Annotated in this window: 18 protein-coding genes; 6 read left to right on the top strand and 12 right to left on the bottom strand. The window is 64.4% G+C overall.

All coding sequences use genetic code 11. The annotated features are described in order from the left end of the window. The first annotated feature begins 55 nt into the window (after positions 1-55). The 4 genes from RBB16_RS07860 to RBB16_RS07875 are packed head-to-tail and all read left to right on the top strand — an operon-like array spanning position 56 to position 5,143. Positions 56-1,009: an ABC transporter substrate-binding protein gene (locus RBB16_RS07860; RefSeq protein WP_306045635.1), complete on the top strand. Its 954-nt coding sequence runs from the start codon at positions 56-58 to the stop codon at positions 1,007-1,009. An 8-nt stretch (positions 1,010-1,017) separates the two neighbouring features. Then, a complete protein-coding gene (locus RBB16_RS07865; protein WP_306045636.1) occupies positions 1,018-2,079 on the top strand; it encodes a glycine betaine/L-proline ABC transporter ATP-binding protein in 1,062 nt (353 codons plus the stop codon). Then, the gene (locus RBB16_RS07870; protein WP_306045637.1) at positions 2,076-4,142 is read left to right on the top strand and encodes a proline/glycine betaine ABC transporter permease; all 2,067 of its coding nucleotides are present in this window, start codon (positions 2,076-2,078) and stop codon (positions 4,140-4,142) included. The genes RBB16_RS07865 and RBB16_RS07870 overlap by 4 nt, the downstream gene beginning before the upstream one ends. Continuing rightward, complete coding sequence (locus tag RBB16_RS07875) at positions 4,139-5,143, top strand: GlxA family transcriptional regulator (protein ID WP_071690830.1); 1,005 nt, start codon at positions 4,139-4,141, stop codon at positions 5,141-5,143. Before RBB16_RS07870 ends, RBB16_RS07875 begins: the two co-directional genes overlap by 4 nt. Before the next feature lie 76 nt (positions 5,144-5,219). Here RBB16_RS07875 and RBB16_RS07880 read toward each other — a convergent pair whose 3' ends face one another. Then, entirely contained in the window at positions 5,220-5,564 is a 345-nt protein-coding gene (locus tag RBB16_RS07880) for a hypothetical protein (RefSeq protein WP_306045638.1), read from the bottom strand. A gap of 136 nt (positions 5,565-5,700) precedes the next feature. On the opposite strand from RBB16_RS07880, the gene ppsA reads away from it, so the two are divergent. Beyond that, complete coding sequence (ppsA, locus tag RBB16_RS07885) at positions 5,701-8,091, top strand: phosphoenolpyruvate synthase (RefSeq protein ID WP_306045639.1); 2,391 nt, start codon at positions 5,701-5,703, stop codon at positions 8,089-8,091. An 83-nt stretch (positions 8,092-8,174) separates the two neighbouring features. After that, complete coding sequence (locus tag RBB16_RS07890) at positions 8,175-9,341, top strand: hypothetical protein (protein ID WP_306045640.1); 1,167 nt, start codon at positions 8,175-8,177, stop codon at positions 9,339-9,341. 39 nt (positions 9,342-9,380) lie between these two features. Here the strand turns inward: RBB16_RS07890 and RBB16_RS07895 are convergent, their stop codons facing one another. The 11 genes from RBB16_RS07895 to RBB16_RS07945 form a co-directional block, all read right to left on the bottom strand. Further along, complete coding sequence (locus tag RBB16_RS07895; protein WP_306045641.1) at positions 9,381-12,971, bottom strand: hydantoinase B/oxoprolinase family protein; 3,591 nt, start codon at positions 12,969-12,971, stop codon at positions 9,381-9,383. A 65-nt stretch (positions 12,972-13,036) separates the two neighbouring features. Beyond that, positions 13,037-14,320 (bottom strand): TRAP transporter large permease, encoded by a 1,284-nt coding sequence (locus tag RBB16_RS07900; protein WP_306045642.1) that lies wholly within the window; start codon positions 14,318-14,320, stop codon positions 13,037-13,039. Further along, complete coding sequence (locus RBB16_RS07905; RefSeq protein ID WP_306045643.1) at positions 14,317-14,865, bottom strand: TRAP transporter small permease; 549 nt, start codon at positions 14,863-14,865, stop codon at positions 14,317-14,319. Before RBB16_RS07905 ends, RBB16_RS07900 begins: the two co-directional genes overlap by 4 nt. Positions 14,866-14,894: 29 nt before the next feature. Then, positions 14,895-15,929 carry a TRAP transporter substrate-binding protein gene (locus RBB16_RS07910; RefSeq protein WP_306045644.1) on the bottom strand — a complete coding sequence of 345 codons (1,035 nt, stop codon included), beginning with the start codon at positions 15,927-15,929 and terminating at the stop codon, positions 14,895-14,897. Positions 15,930-15,950: 21 nt separating this feature from the next. After that, the gene (locus RBB16_RS07915) at positions 15,951-16,778 is read right to left on the bottom strand and encodes a putative hydro-lyase (RefSeq protein ID WP_306045645.1); all 828 of its coding nucleotides are present in this window, start codon (positions 16,776-16,778) and stop codon (positions 15,951-15,953) included. Between the two features lie 89 nt (positions 16,779-16,867). After that, the gene (locus tag RBB16_RS07920; RefSeq protein WP_306045646.1) at positions 16,868-17,761 is read right to left on the bottom strand and encodes a LysR family transcriptional regulator; all 894 of its coding nucleotides are present in this window, start codon (positions 17,759-17,761) and stop codon (positions 16,868-16,870) included. Positions 17,762-17,838: 77 nt separating this feature from the next. Continuing rightward, complete coding sequence (locus RBB16_RS07925) at positions 17,839-18,474, bottom strand: DUF3726 domain-containing protein (protein ID WP_306045647.1); 636 nt, start codon at positions 18,472-18,474, stop codon at positions 17,839-17,841. Further along, the gene (locus tag RBB16_RS07930; RefSeq protein WP_306045649.1) at positions 18,471-20,165 is read right to left on the bottom strand and encodes a hypothetical protein; all 1,695 of its coding nucleotides are present in this window, start codon (positions 20,163-20,165) and stop codon (positions 18,471-18,473) included. Before RBB16_RS07930 ends, RBB16_RS07925 begins: the two co-directional genes overlap by 4 nt. Positions 20,166-20,235: 70 nt before the next feature. Beyond that, on the bottom strand, positions 20,236-21,783 hold the full coding sequence (locus RBB16_RS07935) for a BCCT family transporter (protein ID WP_306045650.1): 1,548 nt from the start codon (positions 21,781-21,783) through the stop codon (positions 20,236-20,238). Positions 21,784-21,853: 70 nt separating this feature from the next. Next, entirely contained in the window at positions 21,854-22,831 is a 978-nt protein-coding gene (locus RBB16_RS07940; protein ID WP_306045651.1) for a membrane dipeptidase, read from the bottom strand. Then, positions 22,828-24,279, bottom strand: a complete 1,452-nt coding sequence (locus RBB16_RS07945) for an aldehyde dehydrogenase family protein (protein WP_306045652.1) — start codon at positions 24,277-24,279, stop codon at positions 22,828-22,830. Before RBB16_RS07945 ends, RBB16_RS07940 begins: the two co-directional genes overlap by 4 nt. Positions 24,280-24,338 lie beyond the last annotated feature (59 nt).

A 24,338-nucleotide genomic window follows, 5' to 3' on the forward strand; every position in this document is an offset into this window, starting at 1 on the left:
TGAGCGCAGACTCTAAGAACAACAATCCAAGAAAACGACCTCAGGGAGTGACTTCATGAAATCCGTGCTTCTTTCCGGCCTGTCCGTTCTGGCACTGGCAGGCACCGCCGCCGCTGCCGATCTTGGCGATACAGGCACACCGATCCGGCTGGCCATCAATGAATGGACCGGCCAGCACCTGACCACGCATGTTGCGGGCCAGATCCTGGAACAGGCAGGCTATACCGTCGAATATGTCACCGCCGGGTATTACAACATGTACCCCGCCATCGGCGAAGGCGAGATTCATGCCGCGCTGGAGGTCTGGGATTCGAACGTGCCCGACCTCTACTATGACGTTCTGGACGATGGCGGCGTGGTGGAACTTGGCGATCTCGGCCTGACCGCCCGCGAAGGGTTCGCCTATCCCGCCCATGTCGAAGAGATCTGCCCCGGCCTGCCCGCATGGGAGGCGCTGAACGACTGCGCCATGCAGTTCGCCACCGCCGAAACCATCCCGCAGGGCCGCCTGATCGACTATCCGGCCGACTGGGGCACCCCCGGTGCCGAACGTGCCGCCGGTCTGGAACTGCCGTTCCGTGCCGTGCCAGCAGGGTCCGAAGGGGCGCTGATCGCGGAACTGCGCGCCTCGACCGAACGCGGCACGCCGCTGCTGATGGTCTTCTGGCAGCCGCATTGGGCCGTGTCGGCCTATGATGTGCGCTTCGTCGATCTGCCGCCGGGCACCCCGGAATGCTACGAAGATGCCTCGGTCGGTCCGAACCCGAACGCGACCTCTGACTGTGACTTCCTGCCGACCCGTGTATTCAAGATCACCTGGTCGGGCTTTGCGGACCAGTGGCCTGCGGCTGCGGAAATCCTGACCGCCTACCAGATGATGACCGAAGACCAGCAGCCGATGATGGGCATGGTCGACAATGACGGCATGTCGGTCGAGGAGGTCGCGGCGGCCTATATCGCGGACCATGCCGACGCCGTTGCGGCGATGATCGCGGCCGCGACGGAGTAATCGGGGACATGACCGCTTCGGCCCCGACCGGCACCCCGGCAATCGCCGTCGAGGGGCTGTGGCAGGTCTTTGGCAATGACGCCAAAACCCGATTGAAAGACGCGCAGGGGCGGACCGGTTCCGCCCCCGACGCCGCCGAAGCCCTGCGCGATGACGGGTTGATCCCCGCCGTGCAGGACGCCAGTTTCGAGGTGAAGGAAGGCGAGCTTTTCGTGATCATGGGCCTGTCGGGATCCGGCAAATCGACCATGATCAGATGCATCTCGCGCCTGGTGGAGCCAACCGCCGGATCGGTGCGCATTGACGGCGAGGACATCCTCTCGGCCAATGCCAAACGCCTGATCGAGCTGCGGCGCGAGAAATTGGGCATGGTGTTCCAGCATTTCGGCCTGTTTCCGCATATGACGGTCGCCGACAATGTCGCCTTCCCGCTGAAAATGCTAGGGAAATCGAAATCCGAACGGCGCGCGCGTGCGCTGGAAGTGATCGAGATGGTGGGGCTGACGGGCCGCGAAGACGCCTATCCGCGCGAACTGTCCGGCGGGCAGAAACAGCGGGTGGGCATTGCCCGGTCGCTGGCCGCGAACCCCGATATCTGGTTCCTGGACGAGCCCTTTTCGGCGCTCGATCCGCTGATCCGCCGACAGTTGCAGGATGAGTTCCTGAAAATCCAGTCGACGCTGCACAAGACCATCGTCTTCATCACCCACGACATTTCCGAAGCGCTGAAGCTGGCCGACCGGATCGCCATCATGCGCGACGGCAAGATCGTGCAGATCGGCACCCCGGCGCAGATCGTGCTGAACCCGGTCGATGACTATGTGCGCGAGTTTTCCCGCGATGTGGCCAAGGGCAAGCATGCCTGCCTCGATTCCGTGATCGAAACCAGTGATGAGCTGCCCGAGATGCCCGACGATCCGAAACTCAGGATCGACATGACGCTGGACGAAGCGCTGGCAAGCTGCATGTCCTGCTATCAGCATGTTCCGGTCTGGGACCGCGAGGGCAAGATGGTGGGATTTGTTCACCCCTCGGCGCTTGCTGCCGCGCTGCAGGTTGACCCGGCATGAGCGACGTCAGCCTGCCAGCCCCGTCCGTTATGGACCGCCTGACACCCGGCACGAAAGCGGCATTGCTGACCTTGCTCGTTGGCGCCCTGTGCCTCGCACTAGAATCCGCAACCGAGTTTCTGCCGGTCTGGCCAGAGGCCTGGACCCTGCCGGTGACGGAATGGATCGGCGTGTCATTGGAATGGCTCTTTGACATCATCCGCCCCGCGATGCGGCTGATCTCGGCCGCGCTGGAATACCCGATGGTCTGGGTGAACTGGCTGCTGGTCAACACGCCATGGCCGCTGATCATCGGCGCAACCGTGGCGCTTGGATGGTATGCGGGCGGGCTGTCGCTGGCATTGATGTCGGGGGTGGGACTGGGCTTCGTGCTGGCCTCGGGCTACTGGGTCGAGGGGATGAACACGCTGGCGCTGGTCTTCGTCTCGGTGCCGCTGGCGCTGACGCTCGGGTTGCTCATCGGCATCTGGTCCAATGAAAGCGCGCGGGCGCGGCCCTGGATCGAGGCGACGCTCGACCTTATGCAGACGGTGCCGACCTTCGCTTATCTCACGCCGCTGCTGTTGCTATTCGGGTTCGGCCCGGTCGTGGGCCTGATCGCTTCGGCCATCTACGCCGCCCCACCGATGGCGCGCAACACGCTTCTCGGCCTGCAACGGGTCGAGGCAGAGGTGAAGGAGGCCGGGGTCATGTCCGGTGCCACGCGGCTGCAGCAACTTGTGCAAGTGGAAATCCCCGCCGCCGCCACCCAGATCATGATCGGTGTCAATCAGGCGCTGATGGCGGCGCTGTCCATGGTCATCATCGCCGCCGTGATCGGGGGCTTTGACGATATCGGGTGGGAAGTGCTGCTGACCATGCGGCAGGCCAATTTCGGGCAAAGCCTGCTGGCCGGGTTGGTGATTGTGGTCTTCGCCATCATCATCGACCGGATTTCGGCCCGTATGGCGACGTCACGCGAGCGGTTCGATGTGCGGATCTCCTGGGTCATCCTGGCCGTGGCCATCGCCACCTCGGTCCTGGCATGGGCGGCGCTTCCCGCACCGGGAGACATGGCCGTTCTGGCCCCGACAGTCGAGGCCGTGGACGGGGCGCTGACCAGCTTCACCCGCAGCGCGGGCGCGACGCTCGACTCCATCAAGAACAACGCGATGTTCTATGGGCTGCTGCCGCTACGCATCGGTCTGGATGGCGCGGTCCTACCCTTTACCTGGGGGTTCAGCTGGACGGCGAACATGTCCTATGCGCTGTTTGCCGTGGCGGGCGCGCTTGGGATTGCCGTGGCGATGACCGGCCGCATGGCCTTCGGTATGTGTCTGCCGATCATCGCGATCATCGTGGAAACCGGCGTCTCGGACCTGCCATGGCCCTTCGTTCTGGTCGGGCTTGGTGCGGTGGCCTGGGTCGCGGGCGGATGGAAGCTGACGCGGCTGGTGGTCATCCTGATGCTGCTCATCGCCATCTCGGGCCTCTGGCCACGGGCGATGCTCTCGCTCTATCTCTGCGGAGCGGCTGTCATTGCCTGCGCGGTTCTGGGCGGGCTTCTGGGATTGCTGTCTGCCGTCTCGAATCCGGCCTGGGCGGTGATCCGGCCCGTCTGCGACATGCTGCAGACGATCCCGCTCTTCGTCTTCCTGATCCCGGTGCTGATGTTCTTCCAGATCGGCGAGTTCTCGGCCTTCCTCGCCATCATCGCCTATGCCATCGTGCCGATGATCCGCTATACCCGTCACGGGCTGGTCACCACGCCGCCCGAGATGCTGGAATCCGCCGTGTCCTCCGGCGCGACGGAATGGCAGATCATGCGCGAGGTGCGCGCGCCTTATGCGGCGCCGACGATCCTTCTGGGGCTCAACCAGACCATCCTTTACGCCTTCGCCATGCTGGTCATCGCGGCCCTGATCGGCACCACCGGGCTTGGTCAGTCGATCTATATCGCGCTTGGCGCAGGCGACGTTGGCCTCGGCATTTCGGCAGGCGCGGCCATGGCCATCCTTGCGCTGATCGCCGACCGCATAGTACAGGGCTTCGCAGAAGAACGGCGGAGGGCCCTCGGCCTATGAACGACGAGTTCATCCCCAAGGGGGTGGCACATGTGGATTTGCCCCCCGGGCAGAAGACGGAAATGATCAGTTTCCTGTTGCTGCCCAAACTGTCGCTGCTGGCGTTCACCTCGGCGGTCGAACCGCTGCGCATCGCCAACCAGCTGACCGGGCAGAAGCTCTATAGCTGGCAGATGATCACGCAGGACGGCAAGCCGGTCCGCGCCTCGAACGGGGTGGAGATCGGGGCGACCTGTGCTTTGGCGGATGCGAAGATCACCGGGCCGCTCTTTGTCTGTTCGGGGGTGGAACCCGATACCGTGGTCACCGATCAGGTCGCCGGTCTGGTGCGCAAGCACTGGCGGATGGGGCATCAGGTTGGGGGGCTCTGCACCGGGGCCTATGCGCTGGCGCGGGCGGGTATCCTGAAGGGCCGGGACTTCACGCTTCATTGGGAAAACATGCCGCCCTTCCGCGAAAGCTTCCCCGATCTGGAGCCTCTGGACCAGCTTTACGCCATTGACGACCGGATTGTGACCTGCGGCGGCGGGTCGTCCGCGACGGACCTCTTCCTGCGGCTGATCTCGGAACGGTTCGGACCCGTGATGTCGCATTCGGTGCTGAACATGTGCCTGCACCCGGTTCACCGGTCAGAGGAGGAGGCGCAGCAATCCTCGCGCGCGGCCTCTATCGGCACCCGAAACCGCAAGCTGCTGCAAATCCTGCGCTATATGGAAGAGAATATCGAGGAGCTCTTCTCGCTTGATGACCTCGCCGACCGCTTCAAGGTCTCGCGCCGTCAGATCGAGCGGCTGTTCCTGACCCATGTGAAGGCCACGCCCAAACAGTACCTCACCGACCTACGCCTGCGCCGGGGGCGGATGCTGCTGGCGGAAACGGATATGAAAGTGGCTGATATCGCCAGCTCCTGCGGATTTGAATCGACCAACCACTTCTCGCGCCGGTTCCGGGAAAAATACGGGGTGTCGCCGCATAAGTTCCAGTCGGCGGGGCGGGGCTAGTTCTCCGACGATAACGTCGAGCCAAAACAGGACATCGCCCGCGCGGAACGGAACAAAGGCCAGATGCTGTCGAATATCACCCCGACTTCCGCACAACATCCCAAAGCGCCCGTGCCATCACCAGCGGGATGGTCGGTGCGGTGGCGGCACCAACAACCAAATCGTCATCATGCGCATCCGACTTGCGTAAGGAACAGCGCCAGTGGCCATTCGGCTCGGCGGCCTGTCCTGTCAGGTGGATATGCCAGCCGGGCAGGCAGTGGGACAGCAGGTGCATGACCGCCTCTGTCGGGTCGGACAGCACCTCCGGGTGTGCGGGGGTATCGGGGAAGGTGGCAGCGGCGGCGGCGCAAATCTCGGCCAGCAGGTCAGTGTCCAGCATCTCGGCGGCGGCAAGGCGGGCGGTCAGGTCCTGGGTCATCGGGCGCTCCTGTCAACTGTCGTGCCGGTTGTGCCGCACCCTGTGTCAATCGACCATGACCTGCATCAAGGAGCGCGCCCCCGAACCCGCCTAACCTGCCCCCAACGGCCTGACCCGGCCCAGATGGAGGACAGACATGGCACGCTATGTGATCGGATTCGAAGACCTGCGCCGCGCGGATGTGGCGCTTGTGGGTGGCAAGAACAGTTCCCTGGGCGAGATGGTGCAGGAACTGGCAGGGCAGGGGATTGCGGTGCCCGGCGGCTTTGCTACCACGTCTGACGCCTATCGCGCCTTTCTGAAAGCCAACGGGTTGGAGGCGATGATTGCCGACACCGTGGGCCGCTGGCAGGCGGGCAAGATCACTCTGGCTGATGCGGGCAGCGCCATACGGGCCGCCATCGTCGCGGGCGACTGGCCGGAGGACATCCGCGCGGACATCCTGTCCTCTTACGCGGCGCTCAGCGATAAGGCGGGCAAGGCGGATGTTGCTGTGGCCGTGCGCTCGTCAGCCACGGCGGAGGATCTGCCCGATGCCAGCTTTGCGGGCCAGCAGGAGACCTTTCTGAATATCGAGGGCGAGGCCGATCTGCTGACCGCCTGCCGCCGCTGCTTTGCCTCTCTCTTCACCGACCGGGCGATCAGCTATCGCGAGGTGAAGGGGTTTGACCACATGGCCGTGGCGCTGTCCGTGGGCGTGCAGCGCATGGTTCGGGCCGATACCGGCGGGTCGGGCGTCATGTTCTCCATCGACACGGAATCGGGCTTCGACAAGATCGTGCTGATCAACGCGGCCTGGGGGCTAGGGGAAAACGTGGTGCAAGGCGCGGTGGACCCCGATGAATACCAGGTGTTCAAGCCGTTTTTGGGGGATGAGAGCCTGAGTCCCATCGTCGGCAAGCGGCGCGGCGCGAAAGAGATCAAGATGATCCTTGGCGGCAATGGACCAGCGCCGGTGCGCAATGTGCCGACCTCCAAGGCCGAACGCGCGGCCTGGGTGCTGAGCGACGCGGACATCCTGTCGCTTGCCCGCATGGCCGCCACCATCGAACGCCATTACGGATGCGCGATGGACATGGAATGGGCACGCGATGGCGATACGGGCGAGCTCTTCATCGTGCAGGCGCGCCCCGAAACGGTGGAAAGCCAACGCAAGGCGGGCGCGCTGCGCAGCTATTCCTTGTCTGGCGAGGGGGAGGTTCTGTTGCAGGGCCTGAGCGTCGGCAACGCGGTGGCGACGGGGCGCATCTGCCTGATCGAGAGCGTTTCCGATATAGATCGTTTCGTCGATGGCTCGATCCTCGTGACCTCCAACACCGACCCCGATTGGGTGCCTGTGATGAAACGCGCAGCGGCGATCATCACCGATCATGGCGGGCGCACGTCGCATGCGGCCATTGTCAGCCGGGAACTGGGGGTGCCTGCCATCGTTGGCACCGGCAACGCGACCCATGTGCTGCACGACCAGCAGGACGTGACAGTGAACTGCGCGGCAGGCGAAGACGGGTTGATCCACGCCGGGATTGCTGAGGTGACGGTTGAGGAACTGGACCTCTCGGACCTGCCGGAAACGCGCACGAAGATCATGCTGAACATGGCCAACCCCTCTGCCGCGTTCCGCTGGTGGCGGCTGCCCGCTGACGGCGTGGGCCTAGCGCGGATGGAATTCGTGGTGAACAACGCCGTGAAGGTGCATCCCATGGCGCTTATAGAATTTGACAAGGTGGCGGATGCCGCCGAGCGCGCCCAGATCGAGGCGTTAACGGCGGGCTACCCCGCCAAGCCCGACTACTTCGTCGATCAACTGGCACGCGGGCTGAGCCAGATCGCGGCCTTTGCACATCCGCACCCCGTCATAGTGAGGATGAGCGATTTCAAGACCAATGAATATGCGGAGCTTCTGGGTGGCCGTGCGTTTGAGCCGGAGGAAGAAAACCCGATGATCGGTTTCCGGGGCGCGTCGCGCTATACCGACCCGGCCTATAGTCCGGGGTTCGAGCTGGAATGCCGGGCGATCCGGCAATTGCGCGAGGAGATGGGCTTTGACAATGTCGCCATCATGATCCCCTTCTGCCGCACGCCGGAGGAGGCGGACAAGGTGTTGGAGGTCATGGGCCGCGCGGGCCTCGAACGGGGCAAGGCGGGGCTGGAGGTCTTCGTCATGTGCGAAATTCCGGCCAATGTGATCCGGGCCGAGGAATTTTCCGACCGCTTCGATGGCTTCTCCATCGGATCGAACGACCTGACGCAGCTGACCCTGGGCGTGGACCGCGACAGCGACCGGCTGGCCAGTCTCTTTGACGAAAGCGATCCGGCGGTTCTGTGGATGATCCGGACGGTGATCGAAAAGGCCCGCGCGGCGGGGCGCAAGATCGGGCTGTGCGGGCAGGCCCCGTCGAACAACCCGGCCTTTGCGCAGCTGCTGGTGGATGCGGGGATCGACTCGATTTCCGTCACGCCCGACAGCTTTGCCGCCGTCAAGACGCAGGTCGCCAAGGCCGAGGCTATGCAGAAAGGCCCCGATTGAGTAGGCTGCGAGGCGGGAGGCGTCCGGATTTTACCCGGACGTGCATTTATTCAAAACTCGCATTTACGGAGGTCTGATCCGATATGACCCGACTGCCTTACGCCCTCGCCCTGTCGCTGTTGGCCAGCCCCGCCCTGGCCGGTCCACCGATTGAACAGCCCGCCCCCGCACCGGCCCCCACGGGGGCCAGCGGCGCGGCGACGATCTATGACTGCCAGATAGCCGGCCGCACGGAGCGGTTCGTGATCGCGGGTGGCGCGCTGGCCGAGGGGCCGGGCACGCTGAGCGTTCTGACCGAGGATGTCTATGTGGTGACCCGTGACGGCGTCACCTATCTGATCGACCCCACGGGGGTGCAGATTGACCAGGGTGTCGATGCGGGCAAATGGCCCTGCGTGGAAAGCGCATCGGCCCCGGCCCCCGCCGCGCCCGATGCCAGCCAGATGGCCCGGATCGTGGAGCTTGAGGCAGATGTGGCCAATCTGCAGGCCGCGCTCAGTGCCGCCAATGGCGAACGGGATGCGGCCATTGCCGCGCGCGAGGCGGCGCTTGCGGCAAGCGCTGAGGCAGAGGCCAGCAGTGCGGCGGCCTCCACTGCCGCGCAAACCGCGCTGAACGAGGCCGCGGCGCTTCAGACCCGCGCGGAAACGGCGGAAACCGCCGCGACCACGGCGATTGCCGCGCAGGCCGCTGCGGAGGCGCGTGTCGTGGAACTGGAGGCGGCGGCAGCGGCAAGTGCCGTGCAGATGGCAGAGGTCCAGACAAGCCTCGACCAGACCCTGGCGACTCTCGCCACCGCGAACGCACGGGTGGCGGAGCTGGAAGCTGCCGCGACAGCGGATGCGACCGAGATGGCCCAGATGCGGACCCTGCAAGGCCAGATGGCGGAAACCCTGGCGGCGGCAGAGGCACGGGTGGCAGAGCTGGAGCAGGCCCTCGCCGCATCCATGGCCGCGCCCGAAGAGGACATGGAAGAGGACAGCGCTGATGATGCCGAGGACATGACCGACGGATCGGATGAGGCTGCCGAGGATATGACCGACGACACCGGGTCTGACGACATGTCCGAGGATCACGGCGCAATGGAGGATGCGGCGTTTGACGCCGATGCGGCGCTGCTGGCCATTGAGGCGGCGGAGCTCAGCCCGATCTCTCGCGCCGCTCTGACGGCCGCCGTGGAACAGGCGCGCAGTAATCCCGATCTGGTGGCAGAGGTCGTCACCCGGTTGCAAAATGCGCTTGGGGAATGAAGGCAAGCGGGCCGGGGTCATCCCCCGGCCCCTTTCGTGTCAGGCGCGACCGTAACCGCCCCCGCCGGGGGTCTGCATGAGGAAGATGTCACCGATCTGCATCTGGGCCTGATCATTGCCCGCCAGCAGGTCAACCCGACCATCAGCCCGTTCCACCGCGTTGCGGCCACAATTCCCCGGTTCGCCCTCATGGGTTCCATGCGGCGGCACCTGCCGGTGCGAGGACAGGACCGTCACCGTCATCTCCTCCAGAAACCGCAGCCGCCGGGTGATGCCATTGCCCCCCTGCCAGCGGCCCGCGCCGCCTGATCCCTGACGGATCGAGAACTCCTCGACCCGGACGGGGAAACGGTTTTCCAGCACCTCGGGGTCGGTCATGCGGGTGTTGGTCATGTGGCTGTGCACGGCGCTGGCCCCGTCAAATCCTTCCCCCGCGCCGGTCCCGCCACAGATGGTTTCGTAGTTCTGGAACCGGTCATTGCCATAGACGAAGTTGTTCATCGTCCCCTGACTGCCCGCGATCACCCCAAGCGCGCCATAAAGCGCGTCGGCGATGGACTGGCTGACCTCGGTATTGCCCGAGATCACGGCAGCAGGCGGGCGCGGGTTGATCATGCTGCCTTCCGGAACCCGGATTTCGATGGGTTTCAGGCAGCCCTCGTTCATCGGGATGTCGGCCCCCACAAGCGTGCGGAAGACGTAGAGCACCACCGCCCGGCAAATCGACAGCGGTGCGTTGTAGTTCAGCCGGTCTTGCGGGGACGTGCCGGTGAAATCCACCACCGCGCTGCGGCCCGCGTGATCCACGGTGATCGCCACCTCGATCTTCGCGCCGCTATCCATCTTGTAGGTGAACCGGCTGTCCTTCAGCACGTCGAGCACGCGGCGCACGCTTTCCTCCGCGTTGTCCTGCACATGGCCCATATAGGCCTGCACGACGGGCAGTCCGAATTGCCGGGTGATCTTCTGCAACTCCGCCACGCCGGTGGCATTGGCCGCGATCTGCGCGGCGAGGTCGGCCATGTTTTCCTCGATATTGCGGCAGGGGTAGGGGCCGGAGGCCAGAAGGGCGCGCGTCTCGACCTCGCGCAACTGGCCCTGATCGACCAGCAGGACATTGTCGATCAGAACGCCCTCTTCCTCGATATGGGCGCTATCCGGCGGGGCAGAGCCGGGCGTCTTGCCGCCGATATCGGCGTGATGCCCGCGAGAGGCGGTGAGGAAGATGATCTTCTCTCCCGCCTCATCAAAGACAGGCGTGATGACGGTCACATCCGGCAGATGGGTGCCGCCGTTGAAGGGGTTGTTCATCATGAAGACGTCGCCGGGGCGGATTTGGCCCGCGTTCTCCCGCAACACGGTGCGGACGCTTTCGCTCATCGACCCCAGATGCACGGGGACATGCGGGGCGTTGGCCACGAGGTCACCAGCCGCATCGAAGATCGCGCAGGAAAAATCATAGCGTTCCTTGATGTTGACCGAATAGGCGGTGTTGGCCAGCGTCGCGCCCATCTGGTCGGCGATGGACATGAAGAGGTTGTTGAAGACCTCCAGCATCACCGGATCGACGGATGTCCCAATGGCCTCCTGCCGGTCCAGCGCCACCACCCGGCGCAGCACCATCGCGCCACCGGCCAGCCCCTCGGCCTGCCAGCCCGGTTCCACAACATTGGTGCCGGTCGGATCGACGATGATGGCGGGGCCAGTCTGGGTGTCGCCCGCGCGCAGAGTGGCGCGGTCGATCAGCGGAACGTCGCGCCAGCCACCTTCGCAATACATGCGGGCGCTGTCCTGTTGTGCGGGTGGGTCATTGGCGTCCGGCAGGGTCACCGCTTCACCGGTTTCGCCCACGGCCTCGGCGGTCAGTAGGTCGATGATCAGACCGTCATAATCCGGCACGAAGCCGAAGCGCTGCTGATGCGCCGCGTCGAACCCCTCGCGCATATCCTGCACCGGGCCGAACGGCACGGGCAGGGTCTGATGTGAACCGGGCGTGCGGATATGGGCGGTTTCGATCAGGGAGATGCGGTCTGCCGGGATGCCCTGCCGCGCAACCTCGTCCCGCGCATCCGCGCCGATCCGGTCGAGGGCCTGCCGCGCGTCTTTGGCATCTGACAGGGGCCGCGCCAGCTGATGTTCCCGGATCGCCCGGATATCGGCCAGCCCCATGCCAAAGGCCGACAGGACACCCGCGAAGGGGTGAATGTAGATGCTCTCCATCCCCAGCACATCCGCCACCTGGCAGGCATGCTGCCCGCCCGCGCCGCCGAAGCAGTTCATCGTGTAGCGGGTCACGTCATAGCCACGCTGAACGCTGATCTTCTTGATCGCGTTGGCCATGTTTTCGACAGCAATCCGCAGGAAACCCTCGGCCAGTTCTTCAGGGCTTTTCGGGGTCTCGCCGGTTTCCGAGGCGATCTGCGCGGCCATGGCTTGGAACCCCTCGCGGGCGGCCTCCACATCCAGCGGTTCATCGCCACCGGGGCCAAAAACGGAAGGAAAGCGGTCGGGCTGGATCTTGCCAAGCACCACGTTGCAATCGGTCACGGCCAGCGGCCCGCCTCGCCGGTAGGAGGCGGGGCCGGGATTGGCCCCGGCGCTTTCGGGGCCGACCTGCATGCGGCCCTGCGCGAAAGAGAGGATCGAGCCGCCCCCTGCGGCAACCGTATGAATGCTCATCATCGGGGCGCGCATTCGGACGCCAGCCACCTCGGTCTCGAAGGACCGCTCATAGTCACCCGCGTAGTGGCAGACATCGGTTGATGTCCCGCCCATGTCGAAGCCAATCAGCTTGTCGAACCCGGCCTCCTCCGCCGTGCGGACCATGCCGACGACGCCGCCCGCAGGGCCCGACAGGATCGCGTCCTTGCCCTGGAAGAGCCGCGCATCCGTCAACCCGCCGTTGGATTGCATGAACATCAGCGACCGGCAGCCGCCCTCAGCAGCCCCTAGCGCATCGCTGACCTGTTGCACGTAACGTCGCAGAATGGGCGACAGATAGGCGTCAACGACCGTTGTATCGCCGCGCGACACCAGCTTGATCAGCGGGCTGACATCGTGGGAGAGCGAGACCTGTGTGAACCCCGCCGCGCGGGCCATGGCGCCGATCTGGCGTTCATGATCCGGGAAGCGATAGCCATGCATCAGGGCCACGGCAACGGAGCGATAGCCCTCGGCATGGGCATCGCGCAGCGCGGCCTCGACCGAGGCGGTGTCGAGCGGGGTGATCACCTCGCCTGCTGCCGATATGCGTTCACCCACCTCGACGGCTTCTTCGTACAGCAGTTCCGGCAACTCGATCTTCAGATCAAACAGGCGCGGGCGGTTCTGGTAGCCGATGCGCAAGAGATCCTTCATCCCTTCGGTGATCAACAGCAGCGTCCGATCGCCCTTGCGTTCCAGAAGCGCGTTGGTGGCCACGGTGGTGCCCATCTTGACCGCATCAATCGCGCCTTCGGGGATAGCGGTTTCAGCCCCAAGCCCCATCAGCTCGCGAATGCCCTGCACGGCTGCATCCCGGTAGCGCTCGGGGTTCTCGGACAGCAATTTATGCGTGACCAACCCGCCCTCTGGCGTGCGCGCGACGATATCGGTGAAGGTGCCGCCACGGTCGACCCAGAATTGCCACATGAGACAGATCTCCTCTGTTTGCCAGGGTGTGCCCGGCAGCGTTTTTCGTCAGAAAGGGAAGGGGGTTATTGCAGGACGGCCGGCAGCCAGAGCGCGATACCGGGGATCGCAATCAGCGCCGCGACCATGGCCAGCATCGCCAGCACGTAAGGGATCGCGCCCAACATGACCTCGCTCATCTTCCCCGATTTTCGCGCGCCCTGCACCACATAAAGGTTGAGGCCAACGGGCGGGGTGATCAGCGCCATTTCGATAAGCACGATCATCAGGATGCCGAACCAGATCGGGTCATAGCCTTGTGCCACTACCAGGGGCACGATGATCGGGATCGTCACCACCATCAGCGACAGGGTTTCGATGAAGAAGCCAAGCACGATGTAGATGCAGACCACGACTAGGATGGTCATCAGCGGCGACAGGCCGAGCCCGTCGAGGAAGCCCGAGAGTTCCGCCCCAAGACCTGCCGAGGCCAGCGTGAAGTTCAGGAAGGACGCGCCGATGACCACGAGCATGATCATCGAGGTGATCTTGACGGTGCCCATGACCGCCTCTGCCAGCATGCCGATGGTCACGCGGCTGAAGATCGACGCGATCAGCAGTGCCCCGGCCACGCCCACGGCGGCGGCCTCGGTCGGGGTGGCCCAGCCTTTGTAGATCGAGCCGATGATGATGGTGAAGAGCAGCACGATGGGAATGAGTTGCAGCAGCGCCCGCATCATCTCTGGCAAGGGGAAGACCCGGCGCTGGCCGCCCAGATCGGGCCGGATCGCGCAGATGATGGCGGTGATCGCCAGGAACCCGAGCGCCAGCAGGATACCGGGCATCAGCCCCGCAAGGAAAAGCTGCGGGATCGAGGTTTGCGTCAGGAAGCCATAGACAATGAGGTTGATCGACGGCGGGATCATGATGCCAAGCGTGCCGCCTGCGGCAATGGCGCCAGAGAAGAGCTTGGGGTCATATCCCAGTTTCTCTGCTTGCGGCATGGCGACGGTGGCCACGGTCGCGGCGGTGGCAACAGAGGAGCCTGACGTGGCCGAGAACATGGTGGCCGTCGCCACATTCGCATGGACCAGACCGCCCGGCATCCACGACACCCACCGGTCCAGCGCTGCATAGGTGCGGGCCGCAATCCCGCTGCGCACGAGGATTTCGCCAAGCAGCACGAAGAACGGAATGGCAATGAGTGTGGCGTTGTTCGAAGTGGACCAGACAAGGTTGCCAAGCCCGCGCATCAGCGGGAAGGGGCTGAAGAAAACGTCAGTGCCAAAACCCAACAGGAACAGGACGATACCCACGGGGATCGACAGCGACAGCATGGCCAGCAGGCCGATGGAGACATAGGTGATCACAGCACTGCCTCCTCTTCGCCAAACGCCCCGATGGCGGCCTCGGATTGGCTGAATTCTCCTTTGGCGACCAGCAGCAGGGCGGCGAGGAAAGTCAGCCAGGACACGATGGCGAACCAGACCCATCCGGCGAACCACGGCCCCTGAACCAGCCAGAGCGGCGTTTCCAGCGGCGTGTTTGCGCGGGACATGTTGGCTATGGACCGGTCCAGAACAGGCCAGCAGCGGAAGGCGATCAGCGTCACGGTGCCCGCCATGGTCAGCATGGCGAAGAGGTCGAACAGGGACCGACCAAGGGCCCCCACGCGCCCCCGGAGGATGTCGATGCGGACATGGGCCAGTTCCAGCAGGGCATAGCCCATCCCCCAGGACGTCACGATGGCCATGACATATCCGCTGATTTCGTCGGTGCCGCCGAAGGACGCCCCCAATTTGCGCAAGCCCACATCCAGCAGCACGAAAACCGCGCAGAGGAACAGCACAAGGCCGATTGCCATGGCCACCCAACGGTTGAGGCGGCGCAGGAGGGAGAGAATGGACTGGGCCATTTTGGGGGCGCTCCTTCAGCGGTCCGGGGTCAGTTGACGGGAACCGTCACGCCAACGGTTGCGCCGACACTTTCGTTCCAGCGGGTTGCCCATTCACTGCCCGCGCGCTCGGCCCAATCGGGCAGCACTTCGCTGACAAGGATGTCACGGGCACGGTCGAAATCGGCCTCCGAGACCTCGACAAGGATCATGTCGCGCGCCTCGCCCGCCGGGCACTCGCCATTGCCGGTCAGGCAGGCGATGTCGTTGACCAGCGCATCCTGCGCGACGGCCCAAGCCGGGTCTTCGAAACCGGTGGCAATCTCGGCCTCGATCAGCGCCTGAGTGTCGGCATCCATCGCGTTCCAGCGGTCGAGGTTGATCGCGGTCACGACGGAATCCCAGCCACCAAGCGGAATGGGCAGCAGATGGGTGGACACCTCCCACCAGCCGGCGGAATAGCCGGAACCCGCGCCCGTTACGGCACAATCCACGACACCGCGCTGCAACGCGCCGGGCACTTCAGAGAAGGAGACGTTCACGCCTTCCGCGCCAAGCGCCTCAAGAAATTTCGCGGTCATCCGGCCAGAGGCACGGATTTGAAGACCGGCGAGGTCATCGAGGCTGTTAATCTCGGCATTGCAGAACACGACCTGCGGCGGATAGGGGGCGATGGCCAGCACGTGGCTGTTGAAACGGGTGTTGTAGATATCCTCGACCATGGGGCGGGCCGCATCGACCATGGCGCGGGCCTCGTCAGCGGTCATGGCCAGCAGCGGCACGTCCAGACCTTCCAGCTCCGGCGCGTCGGCAACGGCGTAGTCGGCCACGGTCATCGCCACGTCATAGACCCCGTCCCCAAGCAGGCGATAGACGTCGCCCACGCCCAGGTTCATCTGGTTATGGGTGGTCAGGGCCACGTTGATCTCTCCCCCGGATGCAGCGGGAAGGGTTTCGGTCCAAAAGGGCGCTTCGAACTGGTTGTGCAGCGGCAGGCTGGACCAGCTGCCCACGACCGACAGATCCTCGGCCAGGGCCGGGGACGCGGCCAGAACGGCGGCGGTGATGGCGATTGTCTTTTTCATCTCGTCTCTCCTTGTTGGATGTTAGCTTTTTGATTGTGTTTGTGAAATCACCGGGAATTCCGCGTCGTCGGGCACATCGGTGATCAGCATGTGGCCCGGTTTGTGGGTGATGCAGAGCGGCAGCTTCGCGCGGGTGACGGCCACTTGCGGGGTCACGCCACAGGCCCAGAAGGTGGGGATATGGCCCGGCGGCACCGGGACAGGATCGCCCCATTCCGGGCGGGTCACGTCCGCGATGCCGATCTTCGCCGGATCGCCCCAATGGACCGGCGCGCCATGGCCGAGCGGGTAGCGACCGGACACTTCGATGGCCAGCGCCAACTGATCCTCCGGGATCGCGCGCATACTGACCACCATGGCCCCGCCGAACGGCCCGGCGGGCACGGTTTGAACGGAGGAACGGAACATCGGTACGGTGCGGTCATTGTCGATATGCCACATGGCGATGCCCTCGGCCTGCAGCGCCTGTTCAAAGGTGAAGGAACAGCCGAGCGCGAAGCCAACCAGGTCATCGGTCCAGATATCCGAGATATCGGTGGCGGACCCGCTGAGTTGCCCGTTGCGATAGATGTTATAGGCGGGAACATCCGTCCGAAGATCCAGATCATGGCCGAGCGTTGTCAGCATCGGATTGCCGGTGTCGGAGACGCCCACCAGAGGGCAGGGCTTGGGATTGCGCTGGCAGAAGCGCATGAAATCGAGCGCATAGGTCTTCGGCATGATCGCAAGGTTGGCCTGAAGATACCCACCCCCCAGACCAGCCGTATGGGAGGCATAGTCGCCCGCCCGGATCGCGGCCCGAACCTCCGGCAGGGGTTTGTGTTTCAGCAGGCCATGAGTCGTGTTCAAGGTCGGGTCCTCCGGTTGGGAGGAGTATCGAAAGCCAGTCCGATAAGATCAAATTGAATGATTTTTGAAATAGTGATTATAAAATTTTATCACCCTGCAAAGTCCCGCGCCACGTTCTGCGCGATATGGGCGGCGGTTTCGACGATGTGGCTTTTGGGATCGCCAAGGAATGACGCGGAAAAGCGCAAGGGGCTTGGCACCCAACCGGGGTCGAACTCCCTTATGCGACCCGCATTGACCATTGGCGCCCCAAGCGTGCGAGGCAGGGCGGCAACGCCCAGACCGGCCTCGACCAACCGGAAACAGGCCGACAAGGACGAGGAGGGAAAGGTCGAAACCTGCGGTCCGACCCGCGCGGCCAGTTCCGCCTTCAACTCCCGGAAGGGGCGGGTGTTGCGGGCATAGGTGATCACCGGTTTCAGCAGGAACCCGGCGGGACCTTCGGGGGGATCATCGGCCCCCGAAGCACAATACCACGCAAGGTCGAAAACGGGCAGGTCCACGTTGTCGACGGAGTATTCCGAGATCGGGCCAAGCAGGATGGCAAGGTCGATCTCGCGGTTCAGCAGGTCGGCGCGCAGGTTCATCGAGATATCCACGTTGATCTCGATATCGAGCGTCGGATAGCGATGGTGCAGGGCGGCCACGAATTCCGGCAGCCAGCATTGGGCGATGGTTTCAGACACGCCAAGGCGCAAGTGGCCTTCGACGCCCGCCGGGTCCATCACGTCGCGGCCCACCCGTTCGGCCAGTTGCTCCATCTGTTCGGCATATTGCACCAGCAGATCACCGCGCTTGGTCAGGCGAACGCCATTGGCGGTGCGCTCGAACAGTTCGGCCCCGAGCGAGGCTTCGAGGTTCTTGATCCGCGTCGTGACCGCCGGTTGGGTGATGTTCAGAACCTCGGCCGCCTTGCGGATGCCCCCCATGCGCACGACGGCGAGGAAGGTGTGCAGCTGGTCGAGGTTCAGTCGGGCTTTCATCGCGCTTGCCTGCATGGGGCCGGGGGGTGGCCCGACCCTAAGGCCGGGTCCCCCCGCTTGGCAATGCAAGGCGCGCGTCAGTCGTTGTCGGTCAGCCCCGCACCGGCCCCGGCAAGGCGGCTTTCTTCGGTGGCAGGCGCATAGGTGCGATGCGCGAAGCTGTTGAGGGCCGCCACGGTGTCCGCAGAACAGGCGGACCGCAGCCCCTCGGCCACGGTGTCCCCTGCCGGATCGACGCCGAACCGGAGGGTTACGGGCGCAGAGACAGGCGAAGGGATGTCTTTCGTTTGGGTCAGGGTTCCCTCGGGGGACAGGGTGACTGCCGTATCAGCGACCCCGATTCCGACCGTCCGCCCCTGAGCGGTCGCCATCCAGGACAGGAACGGGAGCAGCAGCAGCGGGCTTGCCAGATCGGGCAGGGTGATCGGGTCTGGGCCGGACCCGGCCATGCCGTCGGCCAGCATCGTGCCCGCAAGGATCGGGCAGGCGGTGCCGTCGGGGGCGGTCCAGTCGTCGGCATCGGGGGTAAAGCTGGCCAGGTCCTGACCGTCCACGCGCTTCAGGTGGTCAACCAGTGCCTGAGCACCCGGCAGGCCCCGCGCCTCCAGCCAGCGCACGGCGCGGCCTGCCTCTTCTGCCAGGCCCCAGGAATATCCCGCGCCACGGGCGGCTTTGCGGGACAGGGCTTCGATCTCGTTCAGGGACCAGGTCACTCTGCGGCCTCCTCTGCCGGGGGGAAGGTCCAGTCATCGGCTTCGCCTTCCGCCAGATCACCGGGGAAGGGGGCGTGCTGGAACATGTTGATGCGCACCCAACGGTCCGAGCGCGGATCGAAATGCACGGCCCCGAAAAAGGCCAGCTTGGCGCGCAGCAGATCAATCGGCAGCAGGCCCGCGCCGATGGTGTTGTCGCGGATCTCGGCATAGGGGAAGCGGGCTGCAATCTGCGCTCGGCGGGCGATGTGGCGATGTTCAGGATGATCCATCAGGAAGCGGGCCACGGTCCCGGCATTGCTGGCCAGCAGATCGGCATGCATCCGGGCGGCATCGCGACCGGGGCAAAGCGGCAGTTCGTAGGGTTCCACCGGTTCGGCAAAGCGGTCGCCAAGGCGCGGTTCCAGCTTCTCCTCGGAGGTGTACCACACGTTTTCCTGCGCGGCCTGTGCCGTCCAGTCGATGGTCAGTGCGAAGCCGTATATATCTTCCACGTGAGCGCGGAACTCATCGAGCGGCATGGTGCCGTCAATCCGCGTCGGCGCGGCTTCATCGGCGGCCATATCGTCGGCCAGCCCATCCACCAGATCGCCATGCGGTTCCAGCAGCAGCGAGACAAGCTGCTCCTGTCCTTCTAGGGTCAGATTGGCTTCCCCCCATTCCCACAGCGCGTTCCATGGCTGCGGGCCGGACAGGTCGGTCTCAGCCAGGTGGGTTGCAAGCGCATCCATGTCGCGGCGAAGATCGGCCAGCTTGCGTTGCTGGATCGGGTGTTCCGAATGCCAGTCCTGCGCATTGATCTGGGCGCGACGGGTGAAGCTGCGCACAGCCTCGGCCGTGCCGGGCAGCGCCGAGGGCAACGAGCGGACGCGTGCCAGCGCCTCTTCCCGCGCGGCGATCCAGTTGTTCAGCAGGACCGGATGATTGATCAGATAGGGCGCCATGCCAAGCCCGGTGGAATTGCCAATCCCGAAACGGCGACGGAGCGCGGGGGCCAGCGTAATGGCGGTTTCGGGGCTGCGCACTCGGGCCATGTGTTCCACAAGGTCCATCACGAAGGCGCGGGTCAGAAAGACGCTCAGCATCTCGACCTGGAAGGGTGCGTGGAATTCGGGTCGGTCGGCGGTCTTCTCTCGATCCGCCGCGCCCAGTTTGCCGGAACCATAGACGGCGGTCGTACGCATCAGATAGCCCACATCGGCCACACGGGCCTCATCGGGCTGCTGGCCAGCGGCCAAAGCCTCGACCACATGATCCCAGAGCCGCACAGACCGGTTGGCGCGGCTGACCGAGAGGGAAGTGTCATCGACCCGGCCCGCCTCCTGCAGCGGAATATTGGCGCGCAGGCGTTCAATTTCTGCCCGGTCCGGGATGCCATCGTAGAGCGTAAAGGTCGCGTCCCATTCGGTGGCGATCACCCGGTCGGACCGTTTCTCGGGCGGCAGATCATTGGCGAAGGCGACCAGTGAATAGCTGTGATCGGGGCCATGGGCGGTATAGACGGCGTGACCAACGCCCTTGGCGTCCACCTCGAATTCACGACGCTCGAACCGCCAGTTCTCGGCCTTCAGGCGGCGCAGAAGGACCCGCATGAAGGACAGGCGACACTGGTGGAAGGACCCCATGCGCGCCAGGGTCATCACCGTGTTCGGGTCGCGCGGGGCGATAGTGTCGGTGTCTGTCTGGGTCATATGGGGTCCTCCTTCCCGTGAGTTGTTCTGTGGTGGCGGCCCCAACAGCTCGGGACCGCCGGTGGTTTCGTCAGCTGCGCCCCTTGGCCAGCGTGATCCTGAGCGCGTCCCAGAGCGAGGGCAGCAGCACCAGAGACACCGGCACGGCGGTGACGACGATGAAGCTTTGCAGTTTCCCGATGGTGCCCGAGCCGGTGTAGATCAGGATCAGCGCCATCACCCCCATGGCCACGCCCCAGAAGACGCGGACGGGCAGGGCGGGCTTGTCCTCGTTCGACATGGCAACCGAGATCACATAGGTCATCGAGTCGCCCGTGGTGGCCACGAAGACCGTGGTCAGGATCAGGAACAGCACCGAGACGATGAAGCCCATGGGCAGTTGCTGGGTGATGGCCAGCAGCGCGGCGGGCAGGTTGAAGCCCTCGAATGCGGTCGAGACGGAACCGGGGGTTTCCAGCTCGAACCACAGCCCGGTGCCGCCCACGATGGTGAACCAGAAATTGGTCACGATGGGGGCGACGATGGCCAGCATGATCACGATCGAGCGGATCGACCGGCCCCGGCTGACACGGGCGATGAACATCGCCATCAGCGGCCCGTAGCCCAGGAACCAACCCCAGAAGAACACCGTCCACCAGCCAAGCCAGCCTGCCTCACCAAAGAGCCCCGCATCGCCGCGATGCAGCGCCATCGGGATGAAATCGGTGATGTAGGTGGTGAAGCCGCCAAAGAAGCTGGAAAAGATGAAACCGGTGGGGCCCGCGATCAGCATGAAGGCCAGCAGAACGCCCGCCAGGATCACGTTGAACCGGCTGAGGATCTGGATGCCCTTGGACAGGCCCGACATGGCCGACGCGGTGTAAAGCGCCACAAGGCCAAGGATCACAACCGCCTGGGTGGCAAAGCTGTCGGGAATGCCGAACAGCGCGTTCAGCCCATAGCTGACCTGCAGGCCCAGAAAGCCGATGGGGCCAACGGTGCCCGCCACAACCGCGATGATGCAGGACGCATCGGCAATCAGCCCGATGGGGCCATTGATCGCGCGGTCGCCAAACAGCGGATAGAGCAGCGTGCGCGGGGCCAGCGGCAGGCCCTTTTCATAGTGGTAATGCATCAGCATGACCGTGGTCAGCGCGCCAAGGATGGCCCAGGCCAGGAAACCCCAATGCATGAAGGATTGGGCCATGGCAGGGGCCACATCGGCCGCCGTTCCACCCTCGCCGCCGAAATGGGGCGGGGAATAGAGGAAATGCGCCATCGGCTCGGCTGCGGCCCAGAAGACACCGCCGCCTGCCAGAAGCGTGCACATGATCATCGCGCCCCACTGGAACACGGGGAATTCAGGCGCGGTCAGGCCGCCCATCAGGGCCTTGCCACCGGGAAGGACAACCAGCACGAGGCCGATCACGAACGTGGCGAGCAGAAGGATCTGCCAGTAGAGCCCGAAGAAGCGGGCCGACCAGGCAAAGCCGGTATCGACAAGGCTCGACAGCAGGTCGAGGTCGAAAAGCGCGATCAGGCAGAAGATCGCGATAAAGCCGCCGGTGATGATGAAGAGCGGCTTGTTGATATGCCCCAACCCGCTGCTGGCGGTCTGTGGAGCGGTTGCGTCGGTCATTCTGTCCTCCCTCGCGAATAACCGTGGGTGCCTTGGCTGCACAGAATGCAGCGCGGGCGCAGTCCGGCCATCAGGCCGGGGTGAAGTTTTCCTTGAAGAACCGGTGCCAGTTGCCGCCCATCAGGCCCGCGACCTCCTCGTCGCTGAAGCCCTTGGCGCTGAGGCCCGCTTCGATATTTCCGAAATCGCGGTTGTCGCCGAACCAATCGGGCATGGGCGGGAAACCGGGCGCGGCGGCGCTGCCCTCGCCATAGTCGATTTCCTTGGTCCAGCGGCCCACGCGCATCCATTCCACGATACTGTCGGGCTGATCCTGACAGAGGTCGCTGCCAATGCCGAAGTGTTCGACGCCGAACCGTTCGGCGGCGTCCGCAATCATGGAACAGAAGCTGTCCAGCGTGCAGGCGGACTTGTCCTTGAGGTGATGGGGATAGAGCGAGAAGCCCATCATGCCGCCGTTTTCGGTCACCGCGCGCACCACGTCGTCGCGCTTGTTGCGAAGCGCAGGCTGCCAGCTGTGCAGGTTGGCGTGGGTGATCGTGATGGGCCGGGTGCTGACCTCTGCCGCTTCGATGGTGGACCGGTCGGCGCTGTGGCTCATGTCGATGACCAGGCCCACGCGGTTCATCTCCTTGATGACCTGCTTGCCCATACGGGTCAGCCCCGGATCTTCCGCCTCATAGCAGCCCGTCGCCAGCAGCGACTGGTTGTTGTAGCTCAGCTGCATGAACCGCGCGCCGAGCTTGTGCCAGACTTCGACGAGGCCGATATCGTCCTCGATCGGGCTGGGGTTCTGGAAGCCGAAGAAGATCGCGGTGCGCCCGGTTTCGCGGGCTTTTTCCACATCGCTGGCCCACTGCCCGTGAAAGATCAGATCCGGGAACTGCTCGAACCAGCGGTTCCATTTCTCGACATTCAGAACCGTCTCGCGGAAATTCTCGTGATAGGCGATGGTGACATGAACCGCGTCCACGCCACCTTCGCGCATCTGCCGGAAGATCTTTTCCGACCAGTTTGCATATTGCAGGCAGTCGATCCGATAGGTCATTCCGGTGCCCCCGCAGAGATATAGGCGGTCTTCACCGTGGTGTAGAATTCCGCCGCCGTCCGGCCCTGTTCACGGGGGCCATAGCTGCTGTCGCCGCGCCCGCCGAAGGGCACGTGATAGTCGGTGCCGGCTGTGGGCAGGTTGACGGTGACAACGCCGGTGCGGGCGTTGCGGCGGAAATGGGTGGCGCGCGCTATAGAGCGGGTGACGATGCCGGATGTCAGGCCGAAATTCGTGTCGTTGACGGTGGCCAGCGCCTCGTCATAGCTGCCCACCTTGATGACGGAGGTGAGCGGCGCGAACATCTCCTCTCGGTTTATCGCCATGTCGTTGCGGGTGTTCAGGAACACGCCGGGGGACATGTAATAGCCCTCGGTTTCCATGTTCAGGCGCAGGCCACCACAGGCCAGTTCGGCGCCTTCGGATTTGCCGAGGTCCACATAGGCGAGGTTTTCATCGAGCTGCTGCTGGCTGACCACCGGCCCCATCTGGGTGCCTTCTGCCAGCGCGTGACCCACTTTCATCGCCTTCGCGCCAGCGACCAGCTTTTCGACAAAGGCATCATGGATGCCCTCATGCACCACAAGACGTGAGGACGCGGTGCATTTCTGACCGGTGCCGCCGAAGGCGCCCCCAAGGGCCAGCGTCACGGCCAGATCGAGATCAGCGTCATCCATCACGGCGAGCGCGTTCTTCGATCCCATCTCGGCCTGGATCTTGGTGAAGTTCTGCACGGCAGCGGCGGCGATGCCGCGCCCCACGGGGACAGAGCCGGTGAAGGAAATGGCATTGACGCGCGGGCTTTCCACCAGACGCTGGCCCACGTCGCGGCCCGCGCCCATGACGAGATTGAAGAGCCCCTTCGGGATGTCCTGGCGGCTGATGATCTCGGTCAGCGCCACGGCACTGGCGGGTGTCGCGTTGGCGGGCTTCCAGATCACCGCGTTGCCGTAGCACAGCGCGGGTGCGATCTTCCAGGATGCGGTTGCGGTCGGGAAGTTCCAGGGGGAAATCACCGCCACGACGCCCACGGGTTCGCGGCGCACGTCGATTTCGACGCCCGCGCGGACGCTGTCGGCATTCTCACCCAGTTGCCGCAGGCATTCTGCGGCGTAGTAGGTGAAGAACTGACCGGCGCGATAGACCTCGCCCTTGCCCTCGGCCAGCGGCTTGCCTTCTTCGCGGGAGAGAAGCGTGCCCAGTTCCTCGGCCCGCGCCATCAGTTCGTTGCCGATATTCATCAGGACGGCCTGCTTGCGTTCCATGCCGTAAGCGGCCCATTCCGCCTGTGCGCGGGTGGCGGCGTCCAGCGCGTCGTCAAGCTGCGTAGCACTCGCCTGTGTGAACATCCCAACGAGGTCGCTCAGATCCGACGGATTGCGGTTCTCGATCTCGGAAATCCCCGACACCCATTCCCCGGCGATGTAATTCAGCTTTGTCTCGGTCATCTGGCGGTCCTCTTTCTGCGCGCGTGTTAACAGCGGCAGAGGGCCACAGAGAGGAGATT

The sequence above is a fragment of the Nioella sp. MMSF_3534 genome (genome assembly GCF_030732985.1).
Lineage (GTDB): Bacteria > Pseudomonadota > Alphaproteobacteria > Rhodobacterales > Rhodobacteraceae > Nioella.